The 20,193-nt window shown below is 55.1% G+C and carries 15 protein-coding genes; 11 read left to right on the top strand and 4 right to left on the bottom strand.

Features of this window, described 5'->3' with window-relative positions; translation table 11 throughout:
• Positions 1–25: 25 nt before the first annotated feature.
• Both asnB and FGQ86_RS05665 read right to left on the bottom strand, forming a co-directional pair.
• Entirely contained in the window at positions 26–1,606 is a 1,581-nt protein-coding gene (gene asnB, locus FGQ86_RS05670) for an asparagine synthase B (RefSeq protein WP_138303178.1), read from the bottom strand.
• A 44-nt stretch (positions 1,607–1,650) separates the two neighbouring features.
• Positions 1,651–3,744, bottom strand: coding sequence for a glutamine synthetase III (locus tag FGQ86_RS05665; RefSeq protein ID WP_138303177.1), 2,094 nt, complete (start codon positions 3,742–3,744; stop codon positions 1,651–1,653).
• A gap of 459 nt (positions 3,745–4,203) precedes the next feature.
• Between FGQ86_RS05665 and FGQ86_RS05660 the strand changes: the two genes are divergently transcribed.
• The 10 genes from FGQ86_RS05660 (at position 4,204) to rpsU (ending at position 17,483) form a co-directional block, all read left to right on the top strand.
• A complete protein-coding gene (locus tag FGQ86_RS05660; protein WP_347562481.1) occupies positions 4,204–5,430 on the top strand; it encodes a glutamine synthetase family protein in 1,227 nt (408 codons plus the stop codon).
• A gap of 37 nt (positions 5,431–5,467) precedes the next feature.
• Complete coding sequence (locus FGQ86_RS05655; RefSeq protein ID WP_138303176.1) at positions 5,468–6,049, top strand: ANTAR domain-containing protein; 582 nt, start codon at positions 5,468–5,470, stop codon at positions 6,047–6,049.
• 109 nt (positions 6,050–6,158) lie between these two features.
• On the top strand, positions 6,159–7,226 hold the full coding sequence (gene spoIVB, locus FGQ86_RS05650; RefSeq protein ID WP_138303175.1) for a SpoIVB peptidase: 1,068 nt from the start codon (positions 6,159–6,161) through the stop codon (positions 7,224–7,226).
• 113 nt (positions 7,227–7,339) lie between these two features.
• Positions 7,340–8,131, top strand: a complete 792-nt coding sequence (spo0A, locus tag FGQ86_RS05645) for a sporulation transcription factor Spo0A (RefSeq protein WP_033125552.1) — start codon at positions 7,340–7,342, stop codon at positions 8,129–8,131.
• A 76-nt stretch (positions 8,132–8,207) separates the two neighbouring features.
• Entirely contained in the window at positions 8,208–9,644 is a 1,437-nt protein-coding gene (gene glgA / locus FGQ86_RS05640; RefSeq protein ID WP_033125553.1) for a glycogen synthase GlgA, read from the top strand.
• A gap of 99 nt (positions 9,645–9,743) precedes the next feature.
• Positions 9,744–10,397 carry a vitamin B12 dependent-methionine synthase activation domain-containing protein gene (locus FGQ86_RS05635; RefSeq protein ID WP_033125554.1) on the top strand — a complete coding sequence of 218 codons (654 nt, stop codon included), beginning with the start codon at positions 9,744–9,746 and terminating at the stop codon, positions 10,395–10,397.
• Positions 10,394–12,784, top strand: a complete 2,391-nt coding sequence (locus FGQ86_RS05630; RefSeq protein ID WP_033125555.1) for a homocysteine S-methyltransferase family protein — start codon at positions 10,394–10,396, stop codon at positions 12,782–12,784. The genes FGQ86_RS05635 and FGQ86_RS05630 overlap by 4 nt, the downstream gene beginning before the upstream one ends.
• A gap of 131 nt (positions 12,785–12,915) precedes the next feature.
• A complete protein-coding gene (locus FGQ86_RS05625) occupies positions 12,916–14,430 on the top strand; it encodes a 4Fe-4S dicluster domain-containing protein (protein ID WP_033125556.1) in 1,515 nt (504 codons plus the stop codon).
• Between the two features lie 118 nt (positions 14,431–14,548).
• Positions 14,549–17,185: an alanine--tRNA ligase gene (gene alaS, locus FGQ86_RS05620; protein ID WP_033125557.1), complete on the top strand. Its 2,637-nt coding sequence runs from the start codon at positions 14,549–14,551 to the stop codon at positions 17,183–17,185.
• A gap of 121 nt (positions 17,186–17,306) precedes the next feature.
• Positions 17,307–17,483 (top strand): 30S ribosomal protein S21, encoded by a 177-nt coding sequence (gene rpsU / locus FGQ86_RS05615; protein ID WP_004222305.1) that lies wholly within the window; start codon positions 17,307–17,309, stop codon positions 17,481–17,483.
• Between the two features lie 80 nt (positions 17,484–17,563).
• Here the strand turns inward: rpsU and FGQ86_RS05610 are convergent, their stop codons facing one another.
• On the bottom strand, positions 17,564–18,148 hold the full coding sequence (locus FGQ86_RS05610; RefSeq protein ID WP_138303174.1) for a Maf family protein: 585 nt from the start codon (positions 18,146–18,148) through the stop codon (positions 17,564–17,566).
• A gap of 140 nt (positions 18,149–18,288) precedes the next feature.
• Between FGQ86_RS05610 and FGQ86_RS05605 the strand changes: the two genes are divergently transcribed.
• Positions 18,289–18,831, top strand: a complete 543-nt coding sequence (locus FGQ86_RS05605) for a prolyl-tRNA synthetase associated domain-containing protein (protein ID WP_033125559.1) — start codon at positions 18,289–18,291, stop codon at positions 18,829–18,831.
• A 31-nt stretch (positions 18,832–18,862) separates the two neighbouring features.
• On the opposite strand, the gene FGQ86_RS05600 is transcribed toward FGQ86_RS05605, so the two are convergent.
• On the bottom strand, positions 18,863–20,017 hold the full coding sequence (locus FGQ86_RS05600; RefSeq protein ID WP_033125560.1) for a DUF4317 domain-containing protein: 1,155 nt from the start codon (positions 20,015–20,017) through the stop codon (positions 18,863–18,865).
• Positions 20,018–20,193: the final 176 nt, after the last annotated feature.

Below are 20,193 nucleotides of genomic sequence, written 5' to 3'. Positions count from 1 at the left end.
TGAAAACTCCTTTCGTATTGCGGGATTACACGCCGCTTGCTCCGTAGTTGGAGAGTACTCTTGCGGAAGGATCATCCACATCACAGCCCTCCCACTCCCTGTTGGGCATCCAGAAGTCCACGATCATCTCGGACTGTCCGGGATAGTATTTCTCGAAGATCTCCCGGTACAGGAGGGACTCCTTTGTGAAGGGAGCTGCATGTGTATATTGTTTCCGTTTTTCTTCAAATTCTTCATCGGAATAGCAGCCCTCGGCGTATTCCTTCAGATAGTCCACCATGGAGTGGCCCACTGCGTCGGAGAAGGCCGCCTTCTCGCGCATCAGGATGTCGTAGGGAAGATAGTCGCCCTCAAAGGCGTGGCGGAGAAGATATTTTCCCTTGCCATAGATGTTCATCTTCTTTGCCGGGTCCACGCTCATGACGTAGGAGACAAAATCTAGATCGCCGAAGGGAACCCGGGCCTCCATGGAGTTTACGCTGATGCACCGGTCTGCCCGGAGCACATCGTACATGTGAAGCTCGTGGACTCTCTTGACGGACTCCTTCTGGAAGGCCTCCGGTGAGGGAGCGAAATCCGTATATTTGTATCCGAACAGCTCATCGGAGATCTCGCCGGTCATGAGAACCCGAACGTCCGTATTCTCGTGGATCGCTTTGCAGAGAAGATACATGCCCATGGAGGCGCGGATCGTGGTGATATCAAAGGTTCCCAGGGTGCGGATGACATCGGGGAGGGCGTTCAGCACATCCTCTTTTGTGATGATGACTTCTGTGTGGTCGCTGCCGATATAGTCCGCCACCTCTTTTGCGTATTTCAGGTCAATGGCGTCCTGGCTCATGCCGATGGCGAAGGTGCGGATGGGTTTGTCCAGGATGCGGGCAGACACAGCGCACACGAGAGAGGAGTCCAGGCCGCCGCTGAGGAGAAAGCCAAGAGGAGCGTCCGCGTCCAGTCTCTTGCGGATCCCCTCCACCAGTTTGTCATGGATGTTTTTGCAGACCGTCTCTGTGTCGTCCATGCACACAGAGCTTACTTCCGTGATATCCCTGTAGCAGATGAACTCTCCGTCCTTATAGTAGTATCCAGGCGGGAAGGGCATGATCTTGTCAGTGAGTCCTACCAGGTTTTTTGCCTCACTTGCGAAAATAGCGGCGCCATTTTTATCATATCCATAGTAGAGTGGACGGATGCCGATGGGATCCCTGGCTGCTATGTATGATTTTGTGTCGCCGTCGAAGAGGATGAGAGCGTACTCTGCATCCAGCATGCCGAACATGTCTGTTCCGTATTCTTTATAGAGAGGGAGAAGGAGCTCGCAGTCGCTGTCGCTCTTAAAGGTGTAGCCCTTTTCCTCCAGCTCTTTTTTCAGCTTTCTGAAGCCGTATAACTCTCCATTGCATACAAGGGTATGACCGCAAAGGGAGAAGGGCTGCATCCCTTCTCCTGTAAGTCCCATAATCGCAAGTCTGTGAAAACCGAGAAGACCGAAGCCGGTATCCACGATCCGGCTGTCGTCCGGTCCTCTCGAGATGGTGCGGTCAAATCCCTCCTTAAATAAATCGTAATCGGCACTGGGTGAACAGTACCCCATAATTGAACACATAAGATGTTACCTCCGGGATTTGATTTTTTTATAAAGCGCTCTGTCTAAATGATGCCAAAGAGCAGTTTTCCGTAAGTCGGGAAAGGCCATACGGCTGTGTCTGTCATGGTCTCCAGAAGATCCACGTCGCCTCGGAGAGCTTCCATGGCCGGGATGACCATATCTCTGTAGTAGAAGGCCGCCTTCTCGAAATCGGAAATCGTGTCTGCTTCACTGACAACTCTCTTCAGTGTCTCCAGCTTCTCGTAAGCGGAAGCGGTGAGAGAGGAGATCTTCTTGACTGTGCTGTATTCATAGGATGTGTCGATCTCAGCGCCGAGAGAGCGCTTTGCGAGTACAGTGTCTGTGAGTGAGTGGGCGTATCCGCTGACTGCCGGGAGAATATCCCGCTCAGCCATCTCAGCCATAGTCAGGGCTTCGATGTGCAGTACCTTCACATAGTTTTCCATCATGATCTCATAGCGGGACTCCATTTCCTCCTCGCTGAACACCTTGTGGGAGGTGAAGAGCTTCACGTTCTTTTCGTGGAGGAAGCAGGGCAATGCGTCCGGCGTGGTGCGCAGGTTCAGAAGTCCTCTCTTTTCAGCCTCCTCAAGCCATGCGTCGTCATAGCCGTTTCCGTTGAAGATGATCCGCTTGTGATCCCGGATCGTATCCCGGATCAGGTCGTGGAGAGCAGCCTCAAAATCATCTGCGTTCTCCAGGACGTCTGCGAACTGTTTCAGTTCTTCCGCGACCGCTGTGTTCAGGATCACGTTAGGTCCTGAGATGGAAGCGGAGGAGCCCAGCATACGGAACTCAAATTTATTTCCGGTAAAGGCAAAGGGTGATGTCCTGTTCCGGTCTGTGGAGTCCTTCGGGAACTTGGGGAGAACGTGCACGCCGACGCGCATCAGCTCTTTTTCCTTTCCGTCGTAGGACTCTTCATTTTCAATAGCCTTGAGGATCTCGGTCAGCTCATCGCCAAGGAACATGGAGATGACGGCCGGCGGAGCCTCGTTGGCGCCCAGTCTGTGGTCGTTGCCAGCAGAGGCGGCTGAGAGGCGGAGCAGATCCTGGTACTCATCCACTGCTTTGATAACCGCGCAGAGGAAGAGGAGGAACTGGGCGTTCTCGGATGGCGTGTCGCCGGGCTCAAGAAGGTTAACGCCGGTATCTGTGGAGATGGACCAGTTGTTGTGCTTGCCGCTTCCGTTGATGCCCTCAAACGGTTTCTCGTGGAGAAGACAGACAAGGTCGTGCTTCTTGGCGATCCGCTGCATCAGCTCCATCATCAGCTGGTTGTGGTCTGTGGCAATGTTGGTGGTGGTGAAGATAGGAGCCAGCTCATGCTGTGCGGGAGCCACTTCGTTGTGCTCTGTCTTGGCCAGGATGCCCAGCTTCCAGAGCTCCTCATTTAACTCCTTCATGTAGGCCTGGACACGGGATTTGATGGTGCCGAAGTAGTGATCCTCCAGCTCCTGTCCCTTCGGAGCGGGAGCGCCGAAGAGTGTTCTGCCTGTGTAGATCAGGTCCTTTCTCTCCTCGTAATATTTTTTGTCCACCAGGAAATACTCCTGCTCAGGTCCTACGGTTGTCTTTACGGATTTCACATCATCGTTTCCAAAGAGGTGGACAACCCGGAGCGCCTGCCGGTTGATGGCCTGCATGCTGCGAAGAAGAGGTGTCTTTTTGTCAAGCGCGTGGCCGCTGTAGGAGCAGAAGGCTGTGGGGATGCACAGAACGCCGTTCTTGATGAAAGCGTAGGCTGTGGGATCCCAGGCTGTGTAGCCTCTGGCTTCAAAGGTGGCTCTCAGTCCTCCTGACGGGAAAGAGGAGGCGTCCGGCTCGCCCTGCACCAGCTCTTTCCCGGAGAACTCCATGATGACTTTTCCGTCCACATCCGGGCTGATGAAGCTGTCGTGCTTCTCGGCTGTCATGCCTGTCATGGGCTGGAACCAGTGGGTATAGTGGGTGACGCCCTTCTCGATGGCCCAGTCCTTCATAGCGTTGGCAACGACGTTGGCAATATTTATGTCCAGGCTCCTTCCGTCTTTCATTGTGCGCTGAAGCTGCCGGAATGTCTCCTTGGGAAGACGCTCCTTCATGACAGACTCATCGAAAACCATTGAACCGAATTTTTCTGCTGCTGTACTCATGACTCTCAAACTCCTTTTCATTTTTATTTGGATTTGATGTGTGCGGCCCAGGCCGCAAGGATAAAATAAATAAAAAAGAGCGGCAGTGGAACTCCTCCATCCCGATATGGCCATTTCTCAGGGTGGAAAAGCGACTCCATTGCCGCGTACACAAAGTAAAAGAAAAAACGGCGCGCAAAAAAAGGGGTATTCCTGCGACGCCGTTGCCGTTCTTTGCATATGACTATACTGCCGTGATAAAGATTTGTCAAATGTTTTCTTGTATTTATTTTCGTACAATCCGCCCGGCCGGCCCGACAGAAGTTGACACAGAAAAGGAAATCCGCTATATTTTCTACTGTAAAGAATAGTGGGCAAAGGCGTTCATCTGAGGCAGGGAAAGTTTTCGCGGCTGTGAGAGCTTTCTCTTTCAGAAGACGCCTTTTTATCATATATTAAGATGTAAGAGGAGGTAAGAATATGGACATGTATCAATATGAAAAGGTCATGACATTTGTGGATGAGGAGGATGTAAAATTCATCCGTCTGGCCTTTTTTGACGCCTTTGGCGTGCAGAAAAATATTTCCATCATGTCAGGCCAGCTGGAGAGGGCCTTCAAGGAGGGGATCTCTTTCGACGCGTCGGCTGTGGCCGGATTTGACAGTGAGGTGAAGAGCGACCTCTTTCTCCACCCGGATCCGTCCACCTTTTCTATTCTGCCGTGGCGTCCGTCCACAGGGCGGGTGGCCAGGATGTACTGCGACATCCGCTATCCGGACGGGACGATCTACGAGAAAGACAGCCGCTATATATTAAAGAAGGCAGTGGAGAAGGCAAGGGAAAAGGGACTGAAGATCGATTTCGGGACAGAGGTGGAGTTCTACCTCTTTAATACAGACGAGCAGGGCAGCCCGACCAAGATCCCCTTTGACATGGCCGGATACATGGATGTGGCCCCGGAGGACAAGGGGGAGAACATTCGCAGGGAGATCTGTTTCACCCTTATTGATATGGGTATTGAGCCGGAGGCATCTCACCACGAGGAGGGGCCCGGCCAGAATGAGATTGACTTCCAGTACAGTGATCCCCTCACAGCGGCGGACAACACGGCCACCTTCAAGTGGGTGGTGAGCACAGCGGCCATGGGGAACGGCCTTTACGCCGACTTCTCTCCAAAGCCCATCAAGGAATATGCGGGAAACGGCATGCATATCAATATGTCAGTGAGATGTGAGGACGGGTCGGACTGCAACGGCCAGTTTATGACAGGCATCCTGGAGCACATAAGGGACATTACCCTGTTTTTAAATCCATCCGAGGATTCCTACAGGAGGCTGGGTGAGAAGAAGGCTCCCAAGTATGTGACCTGGTCCCCGGAGAACCGCTCCCAGCTGATCCGGATCCCGGCGGTGAAGAACAAAAGGAAGCGGATCGAGCTTCGCTCCCCTGACCCCACGGCCAATCCCTATCTGGCCTTCGCCCTCCTCATCTACGCCGGGATGGACGGCATCGAGAGAAAGCTGCCCCTCCAGAAGCCGGCCAATGTCAATCTGTACACGGCGGACCACAAGGTGACGGATCAGCTCAGGAAGCTGCCGGAGAGCCGCGGGGAGGCCTGGGATGCGGCGTCTGCAAGCACCCTGGTAAAGAAGGTGCTGCCAGAGGCTTATCTGGACGTTTACAAGAACCCGCCGAAGACACGCTGACAGATACATTGACAAGGATAAAGGAGTGGGAAAGAACATGACAGCAGAAAAAGAGGCATACCGCATCCTGGTGGCTTCTGCGTCAGACAAGATGGTCTCAGTTGTAAGGGAGGTGCTCCCGGGCCCCCAGTACAGGGATATTTCCTACGTGTCCACCATGGGGGACGCCAAGCGTATGCTGGTCAGCCATATCTGTGATATTCTCATCATCAACACGCCGCTGAAGGACGACTTCGGCATACAGTCCGCCATCGATATAGCGGAGCAGCACGAGACGGGAATTCTCCTGCTGGTCAAAGCGGAGATGTACGAGCAGGTGTCCTCCCAGGTGGAGGACTACGGCATCGTCACCCTGGCCAGGCCCACCACAAGGCAGAGCCTCTACGCGTCCGTGAAGATGCTCAGCGCTGTCCAGATGAAGATAAAGAAGCTGGAGAAGGAGATGCGCAGGCTGAAGGAGCGGATGCAGGAGCAGCAGACCATTGACAGGGCCAAGTGGGTTCTGGTGGACCAGAGGAAGATGAGCGAGCCGGACGCCCACAGGTACATAGAGAAATCAGCCATGGACCGGTGCGTCAGGAAGATCCGCATTGCGGAGGAGATTTTGAGAGACAGCTGACAGCCATTGAAGACAGGCAGCCATTTATTACCAGTGTAAAAGTTTTCCTCCTTCGCATACTAACGATAAAACGCCCTCACAGGAAGGGCGGCAGTATGGAGACGATAGTATGCGAAGATATTGGTACAGACGAATTTTGATCATGATCCTTGTGTTCACCATCTCTGTAGGAGGGAGCTGGTATCTGATCGAGGAGAACAGAGCCGGCCTGGAGAGGGAGGCAAGCGCGGACGCGTCCGGGGAGCTACTGATCCCCGGCGGCATGCCGGTGGGCATCTATCTGGAGACAAAAGGGGCCATGGTCCTGGGAACTGAGAAGATCCAGGGCGAGGACGGGCAGGAGTATGAGCCCGCCGCCAACCTGGTGCAGGAGGGCGACTACATCATTGGGCTGGACGGGGAGGAGATCGACAACAAGTCCCAGCTCGTGGAGGCAGTGGCGGCACTGGACAAGGAGGAGGTCGTGCTGAAGGTGCGCCGGGATGGCCAGGAGATCGCCATCCGCATGAAAGCTGTGCGGTGCGGAAGGGATGAGTACAAGCTGGGGATCTGGGTGCGGGACAATGCCCAGGGCCTGGGGACTGTCACCTTTCTAAACGCGGACAGCCAGTTCGGAGCTCTCGGGCACGGGATCCGGGACACAGATACAGGAAAGCTCTTAAGCGCTTCGGACGGCCTTCTCTACACAACCAGCATCAAGGACATCAAGAAGGGGAAGGATGGGACGCCGGGGGGCATGGAGGGCGTCATTATCTATAACAATTACAATATCCTGGGGACCATCACCCAGAACACGGAGGACGGCATATACGGCACCCTGGACAGGATCGACGCTCTCTTTACGGATACGCAGCCCCTGGAGGCGGCTGTGGATGAGAGCCAGATAGAGGAGGGGGAGGCTACCATCCGATGCGCGGTCAGCGGCCAGGTGGAGGATTACAGCATTCGTATTACAAAAGTTGACAGGAACGCCCAGGAAGCGAACAAAGAGATTTTGCTGGAGGTGACGGACGAGAAGCTGCTGGAGCTCACCGGCGGCATCGTCCAGGGCATGAGCGGCAGCCCCATTATCCAGAACGGACGGCTCATCGGGGCAGTGACCCACGTGTTCGTGAACAACCCGAAGGAGGGCTACGGCATTTTTGTCCAGGATATGTTGAAACATATCGAAAGGTAAGAAAACAGGAAGAAGGTGTCGAGATCTTCCGACTTCAAAACCTTGATTTCGCATTTTTGTAATTCTATAATTTTCCTTGACAGTTTTTCAAGAACAGATAGGAGGATTATGGAATGGGAGAGATTCGTGTAGCAATCGCCGACGACAATGAGAGAATTCTGGAGCTGCTTGGCGAAATCATCAGCAGCGACAAGGATTTAAGTCTGGTGGGAAAGGCGGACAACGGTGAGGATATGTGCCGCGTGATCCGGGAGAAGGAGCCGGATGTTGTCCTGCTCGATCTGATCATGCCTAAAATGGACGGACTGGGAGTGATGGACGCCGTCAACCATGACAAAACTTTGAAAAAGCGCCCGTATTTTATCATAGTGACAGCTGTGGGCCAGGAGAGGATCACGGAGGACGCCTTCAACAAGGGAGCCATGTACTATGTCATGAAGCCCTTTAAAAATGACGTCATCCTGGAGCGGATCAAGCAGGTCACTCAGAAGGGGAGGACAAGCTATATCCCTGGCACGGATCTGTCCCAGCAGGGCGGCGAAACGCAGGAGCAAAGCCTGGAGACGAGAGTGACAGACATGATCCACGAGATTGGTATTCCCGCCCACATCAAGGGGTATCATTACCTGCGGGACGCTATCATGATGGCCGTGGAGGACATGGACGTGCTGAACGCGGTGACCAAGGTGCTGTACCCCACAGTCGCCAAGCGCCACCAGACGACGGCCAGCCGGGTGGAGCGGGCTATCCGCCACGCCATTGAGGTGGCATGGAGCCGAGGGAAGCTGGACACACTGGATGAGCTCTTCGGATACACTGTGAGCAACGGCAAGGGAAAGCCCACAAACTCAGAGTTTATCGCCCTTATTGCGGACACCCTCCGCCTGGAATATAAAAACAGATAACCCTTTTCATCTGAAAAAAAATACGGTATAATAAGCGTATATACCTAGATACCGTAAGGATGGGAGGAAAGATATCATGAAACAAATACTTTTTGCAGCATCGGAGTCCGTGCCCTTTATCAAGACGGGCGGGCTGGCAGACGTAGTCGGGTCTCTGCCGAAATATTTTGACAAAGAAAAATACGATGTCCGCGTCATGCTGCCAAAATATCTCTGCATAAAAGAGGAGTGGAGAAATCAGCTGCAGTACCGGACGCATTTTTACATGGACCTGAACTGGAGAACAGAGTACGTAGGAATTCTTGAGTTGCAGTACGAAGGAATTACGTTCTATTTTATAGATAATGAATACTATTTCAGCGGCTGGGCGCCCTATGGAGATATGTATGCGGATATCGAGAAGTTTGCCTTCTTCTCCAAGGCGGTGCTGAGCGCCCTGCCGGTGATCGGCTTCCGGCCGGATATCATCCACTGCCATGACTGGCAGACCGGTCTGATCCCCATCTTCCTCGATAATTTCCGCTATGGAAACGAGTATTACCGGGGCATCAAGACAATCATGACCATCCACAACCTGAAATTCCAGGGCACCTGGGATACAAAGAGAGTGCAGGATATCACAGGCCTTCCGTCCTACTATTTCGTGCCGGACAAGCTGGAGGCCTACAAGGATGCCAACTACCTGAAAGGCGGCATCGTTTATGCGGACCGCATTACCACTGTCAGCAGTACATATGCGGAGGAGATCAAGACTCCCTTCTACGGCGAGAAGCTGGACGGACTGATGAACGCAAGGGCAAACTGCCTCTCAGGTATTGTCAACGGCATTGACTACAATGAGTACAATCCGGAGACAGACAAGCACATTGCCCGCAATTACTCGGTGAGCAATTTCCGGAAGGAGAAGGTAAAGAATAAGATTGCCCTCCAGGAGGAGCTGGGGCTGGACAAGGACAGCCATGTAATGATGATCGGCATTGTTTCCAGACTGACAGATCAGAAGGGCTTTGACCTGATCGACTGTGTACTGGATGAGCTCTGTCAGGACGCCATCCAGATCGTGGCTCTGGGAACCGGGGAGGCGCGGTACGAGAACATGTTCCGCCATTACGCATGGAAGTATCCGGGAAAGGTTTCCGCGAACATTTACTATTCCGAGCCCATGTCCCACAAGATCTACGCTTCCTGCGACGCTTTCCTCATGCCCTCCCTCTTTGAGCCCTGCGGCCTGAGCCAGCTCATGAGCCTGCGGTACGGGACTCTGCCCATCGTCAGGGAGACAGGCGGACTGAAGGACACGGTGGAGCCCTACAATGAATATGAGAAGACCGGCACCGGCTTCAGCTTCTGCAATTACAATGCTCACGAGATGATGGCAACTGTCCGCTATGCGGAGCAGATCTACTACGATCACAAGAGAGACTGGAACAAGATCGTTGAGAGAGCCATGCAGCAGGATTTCTCATGGAACAATTCCGCAAGACAGTATGAGAAGCTTTACGACGAGCTATAGAATGTATGACAGGATGATCTCAGGCTGCCGCACCTGTTTATCTGGCGCGGCAGCCTGTTTTGTACAACTACAAGGACAAGAAAGGACACAGAAATCGGGATGACAGACACGAGGACAAAAGAGGCGATCCGCTACCTGGGATTTGGACGAAAGGAGGCGGATCAGGCCACTCTGGACCTGATAGCAGGCTCCTTTGACAAGCTGGAGCAGGCGGCCTCCCCCAGGATCGTCTGGAGGCTCTTTGACCTGAAAACCGCCGGGGAGGGACGCCTGGACATAGGCGGCATGGAGGTGGAGAGCAGGAGTCTCTGGAAAAATATGAAGGGCTGCTGTCAGACAGTAGTCCTGGGAGCCACCCTGGGAGCCGGCGTGGATCTCCTTATGCGCCGCCAGTCCCTGACAGACATGGCCGGAGCCGTGGTGACACAGGCCTGTGCGGCTGCCATGCTGGAGGAATATCTGGATGAGGAGCAGGAGAAGATCGGCCGCGAGCTGGAGAGGGAGGGCAAGTATCTGCGGCCCAGGTTCAGCCCCGGCTACGGAGATTTTTCCATCCGGCACCAGGGACAGATCCTGGCCATGCTGGATGCGCCAAAGAGGATTGGCCTTTCCATGACAGACAGCTCCATGCTCACCCCGGTGAAATCTGTCACCGCGGTGATCGGGGTTTCCACAGTGAGGGAGCCCTGCCACAGGAAGGGCTGTGAGGCCTGCGGAAAGAGAGATTGCATATATCGGAGGAACGAAGGATGATACTGGACAGATTAGGAAAAGAGCTGCTGTTTTTTGACGGCGGCATGGGAACCCTTCTCCAGGAGAAGGGACTGCGCCCCGGGGAACTGCCGGAGGTCTGGAACCTGGAGCACACAGAGGAGATCGTGGATATCCACAGACAGTACTTTGAGGCCGGGAGCGACATTGTCCTCACCAACACATTCGGGGCCAACGCCCTCAAATTCCACAGCAGTGAGTACGATCTGGAGGACATCATCACAGCCGCTGTGGTGAGCGCCAGGGAGGGCGCCTATCTGGGAGTCCATGACGACAGGAAGGTCTACGTGGCCATGGACATAGGACCAACAGGAAAGCTCCTGAAACCGCTGGGAGACCTGGACTTTGAGACGGCCCTGTCCGCCTTCGGGGAGGCCGCCGGGTACGGGGAGGCCGCCGGGGCGGACCTGATCCATATTGAGACCATGAGCGACATGTACGAGATGAAGGCGGCGGTGCTGGGGGCCAAGGAGCACACCTCCCTGCCGGTCTTTGTCACCATGATCTTTGACGAGAAGGGCAAGCTGCTGACGGGCGGGGATGTGGCTGCCGCTGTCTCCATGCTGGAGGGGCTCCGGGTGGACGCCCTTGGCATCAACTGCGGCCTGGGACCGGAGCAGATGCTCCCCATTCTGGAGGACGTCATGAGATACACCTCCCTGCCGGTGATCGTGAAGCCCAACGCGGGCCTGCCGGTGCAGCGGGACGGACACACGGTGTATGACGTGGAGCCGGAAGAATTTGCCGCCTCCATGCAGAGGATCGTGGAGATGGGGGCCTGCGTGGTGGGCGGATGCTGCGGCACCACCCCGGATCACATTCGGCAGATGACCCGGCTGTGCCGGGGGATGGAGGCGAAGGCTCCGGTCAGGAAGAAGGAGACCATCGTATCCTCCTACGGGCAGGCGGTGATCCTGGGGGATAAGCCGGTGATCATCGGAGAGCGCATCAATCCTACAGGAAAGAAAAAGTTCCGGCAGGCGCTGAAGGATCACGACATGGAGTACATCCTGAAGGAGGCGGTTACCCAGCAGGAGAGAGGCGCCCACATCCTGGATGTGAACGTGGGCCTTCCGGACATTGACGAGACAGCCATGATGCGGGATGTGGTGGGAGAGCTGCAGAGCATTACCAGCCTGCCCCTGCAGATCGACACGGTGGATCCGGAGGCTATGGAAGCCGCCATGCGGATGTACAACGGGAAGCCCATGATCAACTCTGTCAACGGAAAGCAGGAGTCCATGGCCCAGGTATTCCCCCTTGTGAAAAAGTACGGGGGCGTAGTGGTAGGCCTGACTCTGGACGAGGCGGGTATCCCCTCGGACGCCGAGGGGCGTGCCAGGATCGCCGGAAAAATCATCAAAGAGGCGGCCAGGTACGGGATCGAGCCCAAGGATATCGTCATCGACGTGCTGGCTATGACCATCAGCTCCGACCCGGAGGGGGCCAGGACGACACTGGAGGCTCTCCGCCTTGTGCGGGAGAGATACGGCGTCCGGACTGTCCTCGGCGTGTCCAACATCTCCTTTGGCCTGCCGGGGCGGGCGGTCATCAACGCCAACTTCTACACCATGGCCATGCAGAGCGGCCTCACGGCGGGCATCATCAATCCCTCCTCCCCTGAGATGATGAAGTCCTACTACGCCTACTGCGCGCTGATGGGCTTTGACAGCAACTGCGAGGACTACATCAGGGAGTACGGCAGCGCCGGTCCGGAGATCTCTGCCCCGACGGGGGGACAGCCCGCCCTCACCCTGAAGGAGGCCATAGAGAAGGGATTGAAGGAGGATGCCTCTGCCATCACAAAGGAGCTGGTGAAGGAGCAGGCTCCCCTTGCCATTATCGACAGTGAGCTGATCCCGGCCCTGGATCAGGTGGGAAAGGGATTTGAGAAGGGAACCGTCTTTCTGCCCCAGCTTCTCATGAGCGCCGACGCGGCCAAAAACGCCTTTGCCGTGCTCAGAGACAAGCTGGAGGAGAGCGGAGCAGCCGCGGAAAAGAAGGAGAAGATCATTCTTGCCACAGTCAAGGGAGATATCCACGACATCGGGAAAAACATCGTGAAGGTGCTCCTGGAAAACTACAGCTTTGACGTGATCGACATGGGCAAGGATGTTCCCCCGGAGGACATCGTGCAAAAGGCTCTTGACGAGGATGTCCGGCTGGTTGGTCTCTCTGCTCTCATGACCACCACTGTGGGCAGTATGGAGGAAACCATCCGGCAGCTTAGAAAGGAGAAGCCGGACTGCCGGGTGATGGTGGGCGGCGCTGTGCTGAACCAGGAGTATGCGGACATGATCGGAGCCGACTTCTACGGGAAGGACGCCATGCAGTCTGTGTATTACGCCCAGAGCCTGTTTGAAAAGTAGGGCTTGCTCCATGTTCCTGATTTTGTACACGCAGTGTTCTTGACAGAAAATTAACAGCCGGCTATAGTTGTAATGATGAAAGGCCCTTTTGACGAGGGGGCAAAAGTTCTAATACAGGAGGAGACCGCTTTATGATGAGAGGATTGGATACGACGGTGCGGAGACTGCGCCGCAAGGTATTCGAGGAGGTCGCAAGGCTTGGGTTTAAATCCAACCCGGAGACGTTAAACGACGATATGGAAGCCATTCCATACAAAATGGTAAACGAGGACACGAAGATCAAATACAGGGAGAGTGTGTACAGAGCCAGGGCTATCGTCCGCGAGAGGCTGCGGCTGGCCATGGGTCTGGCCCTGCGCCCGGAGAACAAGCCGGTTCACCTGACCGCAGGTGTGGAGGCCAGCAATATTTCCGACAAATACTATGAGCCGCCTCTTATGCAGGTGATCCCGTCCGCCTGCGAGGCCTGTGAGGAGAAGGGATACGAGGTCAGCAACATGTGCAAGGGCTGTCTGGCACATCCCTGTATGGAGGTCTGCCCCAAAGGAGCCATCTCCTTTGTGAACGGCAAATCCTTTATCGATCAGTCCAAATGTATCAAGTGCGGCAAGTGCAAGTCCGTCTGTCCCTATGACGCCATTGCCAAGAAGGAGCGGCCCTGCCAGAAGGCCTGCGGCGTGGGAGCTATCGTTTCTGACAAGATGGGACGGGCCTACATTGACAATGACAAATGTGTTTCCTGCGGTATGTGCATGGTGAACTGCCCATTCGGAGCCATCTCAGACAAGTCCCAGATCTTCCAGCTGGCCAGAGCCCTGACCGAGGGGGACTATATCATTGCGGAGATCGCCCCGGCCTTCTACGGACAGTTCGGCGACAACATCACGCCGAGGAACCTGAAAGCGGCTCTCATGGAGCTGGGCTTTAAAGAGGTGTACGAGGTGGCTCTGGGAGCGGACATCGGCGCCATTGCCGAGGCTCATCACTATGTGGAGAAGGTGACTACAGGGGAGCTTCCCTTCCTGCTCACCTCCTGCTGCCCCTCCTGGGCTATGCTGGCGAAGAAATTCTTCCCGGATCTCATTGACGAGGTATCCCAGGAGCTGACGCCTATGGTGGCTACTGCGAGGACCATCAAGAAGGAGCATCCGGACGCCAAGGTGGTCTTTATCGGACCCTGCGCGGCCAAGAAGCTGGAGGCCATGAGAAGAAGCGTCCGCAGCGATGTGGATTTCGTGGTGACCTTTGAGGAGCTCCAGGCTATGTTTGACGCAAAGGACATTGACCTGGCTGAGTACTCCGCCGAGTCCTCCTTCCACAACGCCACAGGCGCAGGCCGCGGCTATGCGGTGGCTGGCGGCGTGGCGGACGCCATCAAGAAATGTATCAACACCTACTATCCGGATGTGCAGGTGAACATCGAGCACGCGGAGGGGCTGGCCGACTGCAAGAAGATCCTGACCCTGGCCAAGGCGGGCAGGATGAACGGCTGTCTCATCGAGGGTATGGGCTGTCCCGGCGGCTGCGTGGCCGGCGCCGGCACCAATATCCCCGTTGCGAAGGCCCAGAAGAAGATCCAGGATTTCGTAAAGGCATCCTCAAAGCAGGTGCCTCCGAAGGAGCTGGAAGAGATCGAGCTGAAGTAGGCAGACCTGTAAGCGGTGAGGCTGAAAGGTAAAGCTAACAGGTGAAAAGCCCCGGCGTTGACAAACGCCGGGGTTCTCTTTATAATTAGATATTAGTTTGAAAATTTAGGAGGAAACTATGCAAAAATACGGTGTAAATGAATTAAGAAAAATGTTCCTGACATTTTTTGAGAGCAAGGGACACCTGGCGATGAAGAGTTTTTCGCTCGTGCCCCACAATGATAAAAGCCTTCTTCTGATCAATTCCGGTATGGCTCCTCTGAAGCCCTACTTCACAGGCCAGGAGATCCCTCCGAGGACGAGAGTGACTACCTGCCAGAAGTGCATCCGCACCGGGGACATTGAGAATGTGGGAAAGACAGCACGCCACGGCACCTTCTTCGAGATGCTGGGCAACTTCTCCTTTGGAGACTACTTCAAGAAGGAGGCCATCGCCTGGACATGGGAGTTCCTGACAGAGGTGGTGGGCCTTGACCCGGATCGCCTGTACCCTTCCGTCTACGTGGACGACGACGAGGCGTGGGAGATCTGGAACAAGCAGATCGGTATTCCGGAGGAGAGAATCTTCCGTTTTGGCAAGGAGGACAACTTCTGGGAGCACGGAAGCGGTCCCTGCGGCCCCTGCTCAGAGGTCTACTATGACCGGGGCGAGAAGTACGGCTGCGGAAAGCCGGACTGCACGGTAGGCTGTGACTGTGACCGGTATATGGAGATCTGGAACAACGTGTTTACCCAGTTTGACAATGACGGGCACGGGAACTATACAGAGCTGGAACAGAAGAACATTGACACAGGCATGGGTCTGGAGCGTCTGGCCTGTATCGTGCAGGACGTGGACTCCATGTTTGACATCGACACGATCCGGGCTCTCAGAGAGCACGTATGCCGCCTTGCCGGCAAGGAGTACGAGAAGGATTATGCCACGGACGTGTCCATCCGCGTCATCACGGACCACATCCGCTCTGTCACCTTCATGATCTCCGACGGCATCATGCCCTCCAACAGCGGAAGAGGCTATGTGCTGCGCCGGCTTCTCCGCCGCGCCTGCCGTCACGGACGTCTCCTGGGCATCAAGGGAGAGTTCCTTGTAGAGCTGGCCCAGACGGTCATCGATGGGTCCAAGGACGGCTATCCGGAGCTGGAGGAGAAGAAGGATTTCATCTTCAAGGTGATCACCAAGGAGGAAGAGCAGTTTAACAAGACCATAGACCAGGGACTTTCCATCCTGGAGGGGCTGGAGTCCCAGATGGAGAAGGAGGGAAGTAAAGTCCTCTCCGGCGAGGAGGCCTTCCGCCTCTATGACACATACGGCTTCCCTGTGGATCTGACAAGGGAGATCCTGGAGGAGAAAGGCTTTTCCATCGATGAGGAGGGCTTTGAGAAGGCTGCAAAGGCCCAGAAGGAGCGGGCTAAGGGCACCTTCGGCGAGACAAACTACATGGGAGCCGATGTGACTGTGTACGAGTCCATCGACCCTGCCGTGACCAGTACATTTGTAGGCTATGACCACCTGACATACGACTCTGAGATCACTGTCCTGACGACAGAGGACGAGGTGGTGGACGCCCTCTCTGACGGACAGAAGGGCACCGTATTTGTAAAAGAGACTCCGTTTTACGCTACAAGCGGTGGCCAGGAGGCGGACAACGGCGTGATCCGCACAGAGGACGGACTGTTCCAGGTGGAGGACACGATCAAGCTCCTGGGCGGAAAGATCGGCCATGTGGGCCATGTGGTGAGCGGTATGCTGAAGGTGGGAGACAAGGCTACCCTGGAGGTCAACGAGGAGAAGCGGGCCCTCTCCGCAAGGAACCACAGCGCCACCCATCTTCTCCAGCAGGCGCTGCGCCAGGTGTTGGGAACCCATGTGGAGCAGGCCGGATCCTCTGTCAACGAGTACAGGCTCCGTTTTGACTTTACCCACTTCTCAGCCTTGACAAAGGAAGAGCTGAAAAAGGTGGAGGAGATCGTCAACGAGCAGATCATGAACTGTCTGCCTGTGAAGGCGGAGAACATGCCTATCGAGGAGGCGAAAAAGACCGGAGCAGCCGCTCTCTTTGGAGAGAAGTATGGCGACATCGTCCGCGTGGTGAGCATGGGTGATTTCTCCAAGGAGTTCTGCGGCGGAACCCATGTGGACAACACAGGCGTCATCACAGCCTTCAAGATCATCTCTGAGACAGGCGTGGCCGCTGGCGTGCGCAGGATCGAGGCCCTCACATCCAAGGGTCTTCTCAGGTACTACGACGAGCTGGAGGAGAAGCTGGAGAGATCCGCGAAGCTTTTGAAGACCACGCCGGACAAGCTGGAAGAACGGCTGTCCCACATGATCTCCGAGAACAAGGAGCTTCACAGCGAGGTGGAGAGCCTGAAGAGTAAGCTGGCCAAAGAGTCCATGGGAGATGTGACAGACCAGGTGACAGAGGTGAAGGGCGTTAAATTCCTGGCGGCCAAGGCGCCTGGTGCTGACATGAACGGACTGCGGGATCTGGGAGACCAGCTCAAGGAGAAGCTGGGAGAGGGCGTCATCGTCCTGGCGTCAGACGCAGGAGGAAAGGTCAGCCTCATGGCCACAGCCACAGAGGGAGCCATCAAGGCAGGAGCCCACGCCGGCAACCTGATCAAGGCCATCGCCGGCTGCGTCGGCGGAGGCGGAGGCGGACGCCCGAACATGGCGCAGGCAGGCGGAAAGAACCCGGCCGGCATTGACGAAGCCCTGGAAAAAGCAAAAGAAGTACTGGAAAACCAGCTTTAAAACGCAAAAAATTATTGACGTGCCGGAAAAATGTGCTATAATCTAATGTAGTGCAATAAATATACCCGAACAGTCGTATGATGCACAATATAGGGCTGGAGGGGAGGTTAGGTGTGAGACTATGTCAAATGTAATCGTTAAAGAAAACGAGACGTTGGACAGCGCTTTACGCAGATTTAAAAGAAGCTGCGCAAAGGCTGGTATTCAGCAGGAAATTCGGAAAAGAGAGCATTACGAGAAACCAAGCGTAAGACGCAAAAAGAAATCCGAAGCTGCTAGAAAACGTAAATATAACTAATGTGCAAAGCAAAGATGACACGCGGATGCGTGTCATCTTTTTTTCATCTTTTTCAGTGCCCTCTTACATTCGATACTTCCTTACAGAGCTTCCAGCTCTCTCAGCTCGTGGTACAGCCTCGCGATGGGAAGTCCGACCACGTTGTTGTAGTCTCCCCGGATTTCCTTTACATGCACGGCAAAGGGCCCCTGAATCCCGTAGGCTCCGGCCTTGTCCAAAGGATCGCCGGTCCGTATGTAGGAGAGAAGCTCCCCTCTTGTCACGGGATAGAAGGTGACAAGGGTGCACTCGTGGAAGGTGCGCATGTATTTCTTTTTTCCCTTCACTGCGATGAGGCACACGCCCGTGTAGACCTGATGGGTCCGGTCCGCCAGCATGGAGAGCATATCCAGCGCCTCATCCTCATCGGCGGGCTTTCCCAGGATCTCGCCGTTGTAGGCGACGACAGTGTCCGCTCCGATGACGGTAAAGTCCTCTGTCTGGGAAGCCTGGCATTTTTCGAAGATATCCCTGGCCTTCAGAGCCGCCAGATCCTCCACGATCTCGGCGGGGGAGGAGCCGCCGCTCTTTTCTTCCGCGTCAGAGGGACACACCTCAAAGGAAAATCCTGCCTGGGAGAGAAGCTCCCTCCTTCTGGGGGAAGCGGAGGCAAGTATATATTTCATGACAGATCACAACCTTTCAATCATATTTTTTGATGGTTTTCACAGCCGGCCCGCCAAAAAGCCATCTGTGCGTCTTGCGAAAGAGGGGGCCGGTGCACTATAATAGCTCCTGTAAGACAAAATGAAATGGAGGAAAACCTATGTATATCAGCGAAATCACAAACACCCCTCCGGACGATGTGGAGAAGAGAGTCCCGCTTGAGCAGGAGGTGTACAGGGTCTTCAAAAAGCTGGGGATCCCCTACGAGAGGGTGGACAACGACCCGGCCGCGTCCATGGAGGAGTGCGCCGAGATCGGCGAGGTGCTGCAGGCGCCTGTGAGAAAGGATGTCTTTCTCTGCAACCAGAAGAAGACCTCCTTCTTCCTGCTTCTCATGCCCGACGACAAGCCCTTTGACACCGCCTCCTTCAGCAAAAAGCTGGGCGTGTCCCACATGTCCTTTGCGCCGCCGGAGTTGATGGTGAAGCACATCGGCTGTACACCTGGCTCTGCCAGCGTTGTGGGGCTTCTGAACGATGAGGACGACTACGTGCAGCTCATCATCGACAAGGAGGTGGCCCAGGCGGAGTGGTTTGTCTGCAACACAGGCATCAACACCACCCATCTGAAATTTAAGACCCAGGATCTTCTGAAAAAGTTCCTGCCCTACACCCACCACAGACCCAGGATCGTGGAGCTGTAGAGTCTGTGACTTTGCAGACGGAGGGGCCGTCCTATACGGACGGCTCCGAAACCCCTGTCTCCGGATCCATTCGGACTTCAATGCCGTTGACCTCCACCTGGTCATCCACAGGGATCACAAGGCATTTCCGCCCGTCCACGATCCGTACGTCCACCAGGTCTGTCCGGTCCGGATTGACGTTGATCACAATGTCCGGAGTCTTGATGTTGAATTTCTTTGTGCTGGCAATGTTGGAGGCCAGAAGGGAGGCCTTTGCGCCCACAGTTTCATCGAACTCCCGGTCAAAGTTCTCCAGGTTCTCCTCCGGCACCCCGCTCAGGGAGAAGAGACGTCTGACCTCCGGCTTGCCAAGCTCCAGGGGCTCCGGCTCCTCCTTGTTCTCCTCGATCAGGGTGTTCAGGTTCTCGTGAATATTGCGGATCACACTGTAGGCACAGTCCTCGCCCAGGGTGTCCGCGATCATGGCCTGGAAGGACTCCTTCTGGGTGCCGGCGCTCAAGACCTGGCTGCAGCCCAGAACCTGGGTGAGGAAGACCTCCTGCAGCTCCTCGGGCTTCTTGGAGTAATAGAGCAGGCCGTGGACGTCGCTGGCCCGGTCGTTGAAGGCGGGGAAGAGAAAACCGTTTACCGGATCATTTACGATCCAGTCCCGGATCCTGTCCTCGATGCTGTTGTGCTCCGCGTTGTAGCAAAGGCCCGCCTTGGAGAGGGACACAGGACAGATGCTGCACAGTATGTAGTCGTAGACTGTATCGGAGGCGTCGTACATCTCCATCCCGTCGGAGGCCTTGCCGGGCACGTCGTAGGCGGCGTGGATGAGGAGAATGAGATAGTGCTCCCCAAAGTCATAGTTCTCGATCACCTTATCGTAAAACTCGGACACCAGCATGTCGTCTGTGAGCCTGCTGTCCTTGAGCTGCATCAGGAACTCCTGGGCTCCGCCCTTTTGCTCCTCCTCCAGAGGAAAGCTCATATTGAGGAGGTTTTTCCCGACAGTGCCGGACAGAGTCCGCTTGAACAGATCAAAATACTTGTATTCCTCCTCCTCGGGGAGAGAGAGGAAGGCCTCCTTGAATTCCAGTTTCTTTTCCTTGTCTCCGTCCACATAGCAGCCGCAGATGCGGGTGATGGCGCAGTTCTGCAAAGAGAACTGCTTTCGGATTTCCAGAACTTCTTTTTTATTCATGAGATACCCCTTTTCTTACTATATTTTTTCTAAAAAGTCAGCCGGAGCCTCTCCCGGGGGAGACGAATTCCGGAACACTCATTTTAACACAGGGGAGCAGGCTTGACAACTATCCGGCCCGTCCTGGCGGCCCGCGGGCGGAGAAAAAAAGAATAAGTGCAAAAAGAGCAAAATAT

Origin of the sequence: Clostridium sp. BSD2780061688st1 H5, assembly GCF_005845155.1 — a bacterium.
Lineage (GTDB): Bacteria > Bacillota > Clostridia > Lachnospirales > Lachnospiraceae > Claveliimonas > Claveliimonas intestinigallinarum.
Note: the sequence above shows the minus strand (reverse complement) of the source record. Positions and strands in the feature narration are given on the sequence as shown.

Bases quoted from the DNA above. Each gene is read 5' to 3' on its own strand.
- asnB (WP_138303178.1), bottom strand. From the start codon at position 1,606: ATGTGTTCAATTATGGGGTACTGTTCACCCAGTGCCGATTACGATTTA.
- FGQ86_RS05665 (WP_138303177.1), bottom strand. From the start codon at position 3,744: ATGAGTACAGCAGCAGAAAAATTCGGTTCAATGGTTTTCGATGAGTCT.
- FGQ86_RS05660 (WP_347562481.1), top strand. From the start codon at position 4,204: ATGGACATGTATCAATATGAAAAGGTCATGACATTTGTGGATGAGGAG.
- FGQ86_RS05655 (WP_138303176.1), top strand. From the start codon at position 5,468: ATGACAGCAGAAAAAGAGGCATACCGCATCCTGGTGGCTTCTGCGTCA.
- spoIVB (WP_138303175.1), top strand. From the start codon at position 6,159: ATGCGAAGATATTGGTACAGACGAATTTTGATCATGATCCTTGTGTTC.
- spo0A (WP_033125552.1), top strand. From the start codon at position 7,340: ATGGGAGAGATTCGTGTAGCAATCGCCGACGACAATGAGAGAATTCTG.
- glgA (WP_033125553.1), top strand. From the start codon at position 8,208: ATGAAACAAATACTTTTTGCAGCATCGGAGTCCGTGCCCTTTATCAAG.
- FGQ86_RS05635 (WP_033125554.1), top strand. From the start codon at position 9,744: ATGACAGACACGAGGACAAAAGAGGCGATCCGCTACCTGGGATTTGGA.
- FGQ86_RS05630 (WP_033125555.1), top strand. From the start codon at position 10,394: ATGATACTGGACAGATTAGGAAAAGAGCTGCTGTTTTTTGACGGCGGC.
- FGQ86_RS05625 (WP_033125556.1), top strand. From the start codon at position 12,916: ATGATGAGAGGATTGGATACGACGGTGCGGAGACTGCGCCGCAAGGTA.
- alaS (WP_033125557.1), top strand. From the start codon at position 14,549: ATGCAAAAATACGGTGTAAATGAATTAAGAAAAATGTTCCTGACATTT.
- rpsU (WP_004222305.1), top strand. From the start codon at position 17,307: ATGTCAAATGTAATCGTTAAAGAAAACGAGACGTTGGACAGCGCTTTA.
- FGQ86_RS05610 (WP_138303174.1), bottom strand. From the start codon at position 18,148: ATGAAATATATACTTGCCTCCGCTTCCCCCAGAAGGAGGGAGCTTCTC.
- FGQ86_RS05605 (WP_033125559.1), top strand. From the start codon at position 18,289: ATGTATATCAGCGAAATCACAAACACCCCTCCGGACGATGTGGAGAAG.
- FGQ86_RS05600 (WP_033125560.1), bottom strand. From the start codon at position 20,017: ATGAATAAAAAAGAAGTTCTGGAAATCCGAAAGCAGTTCTCTTTGCAG.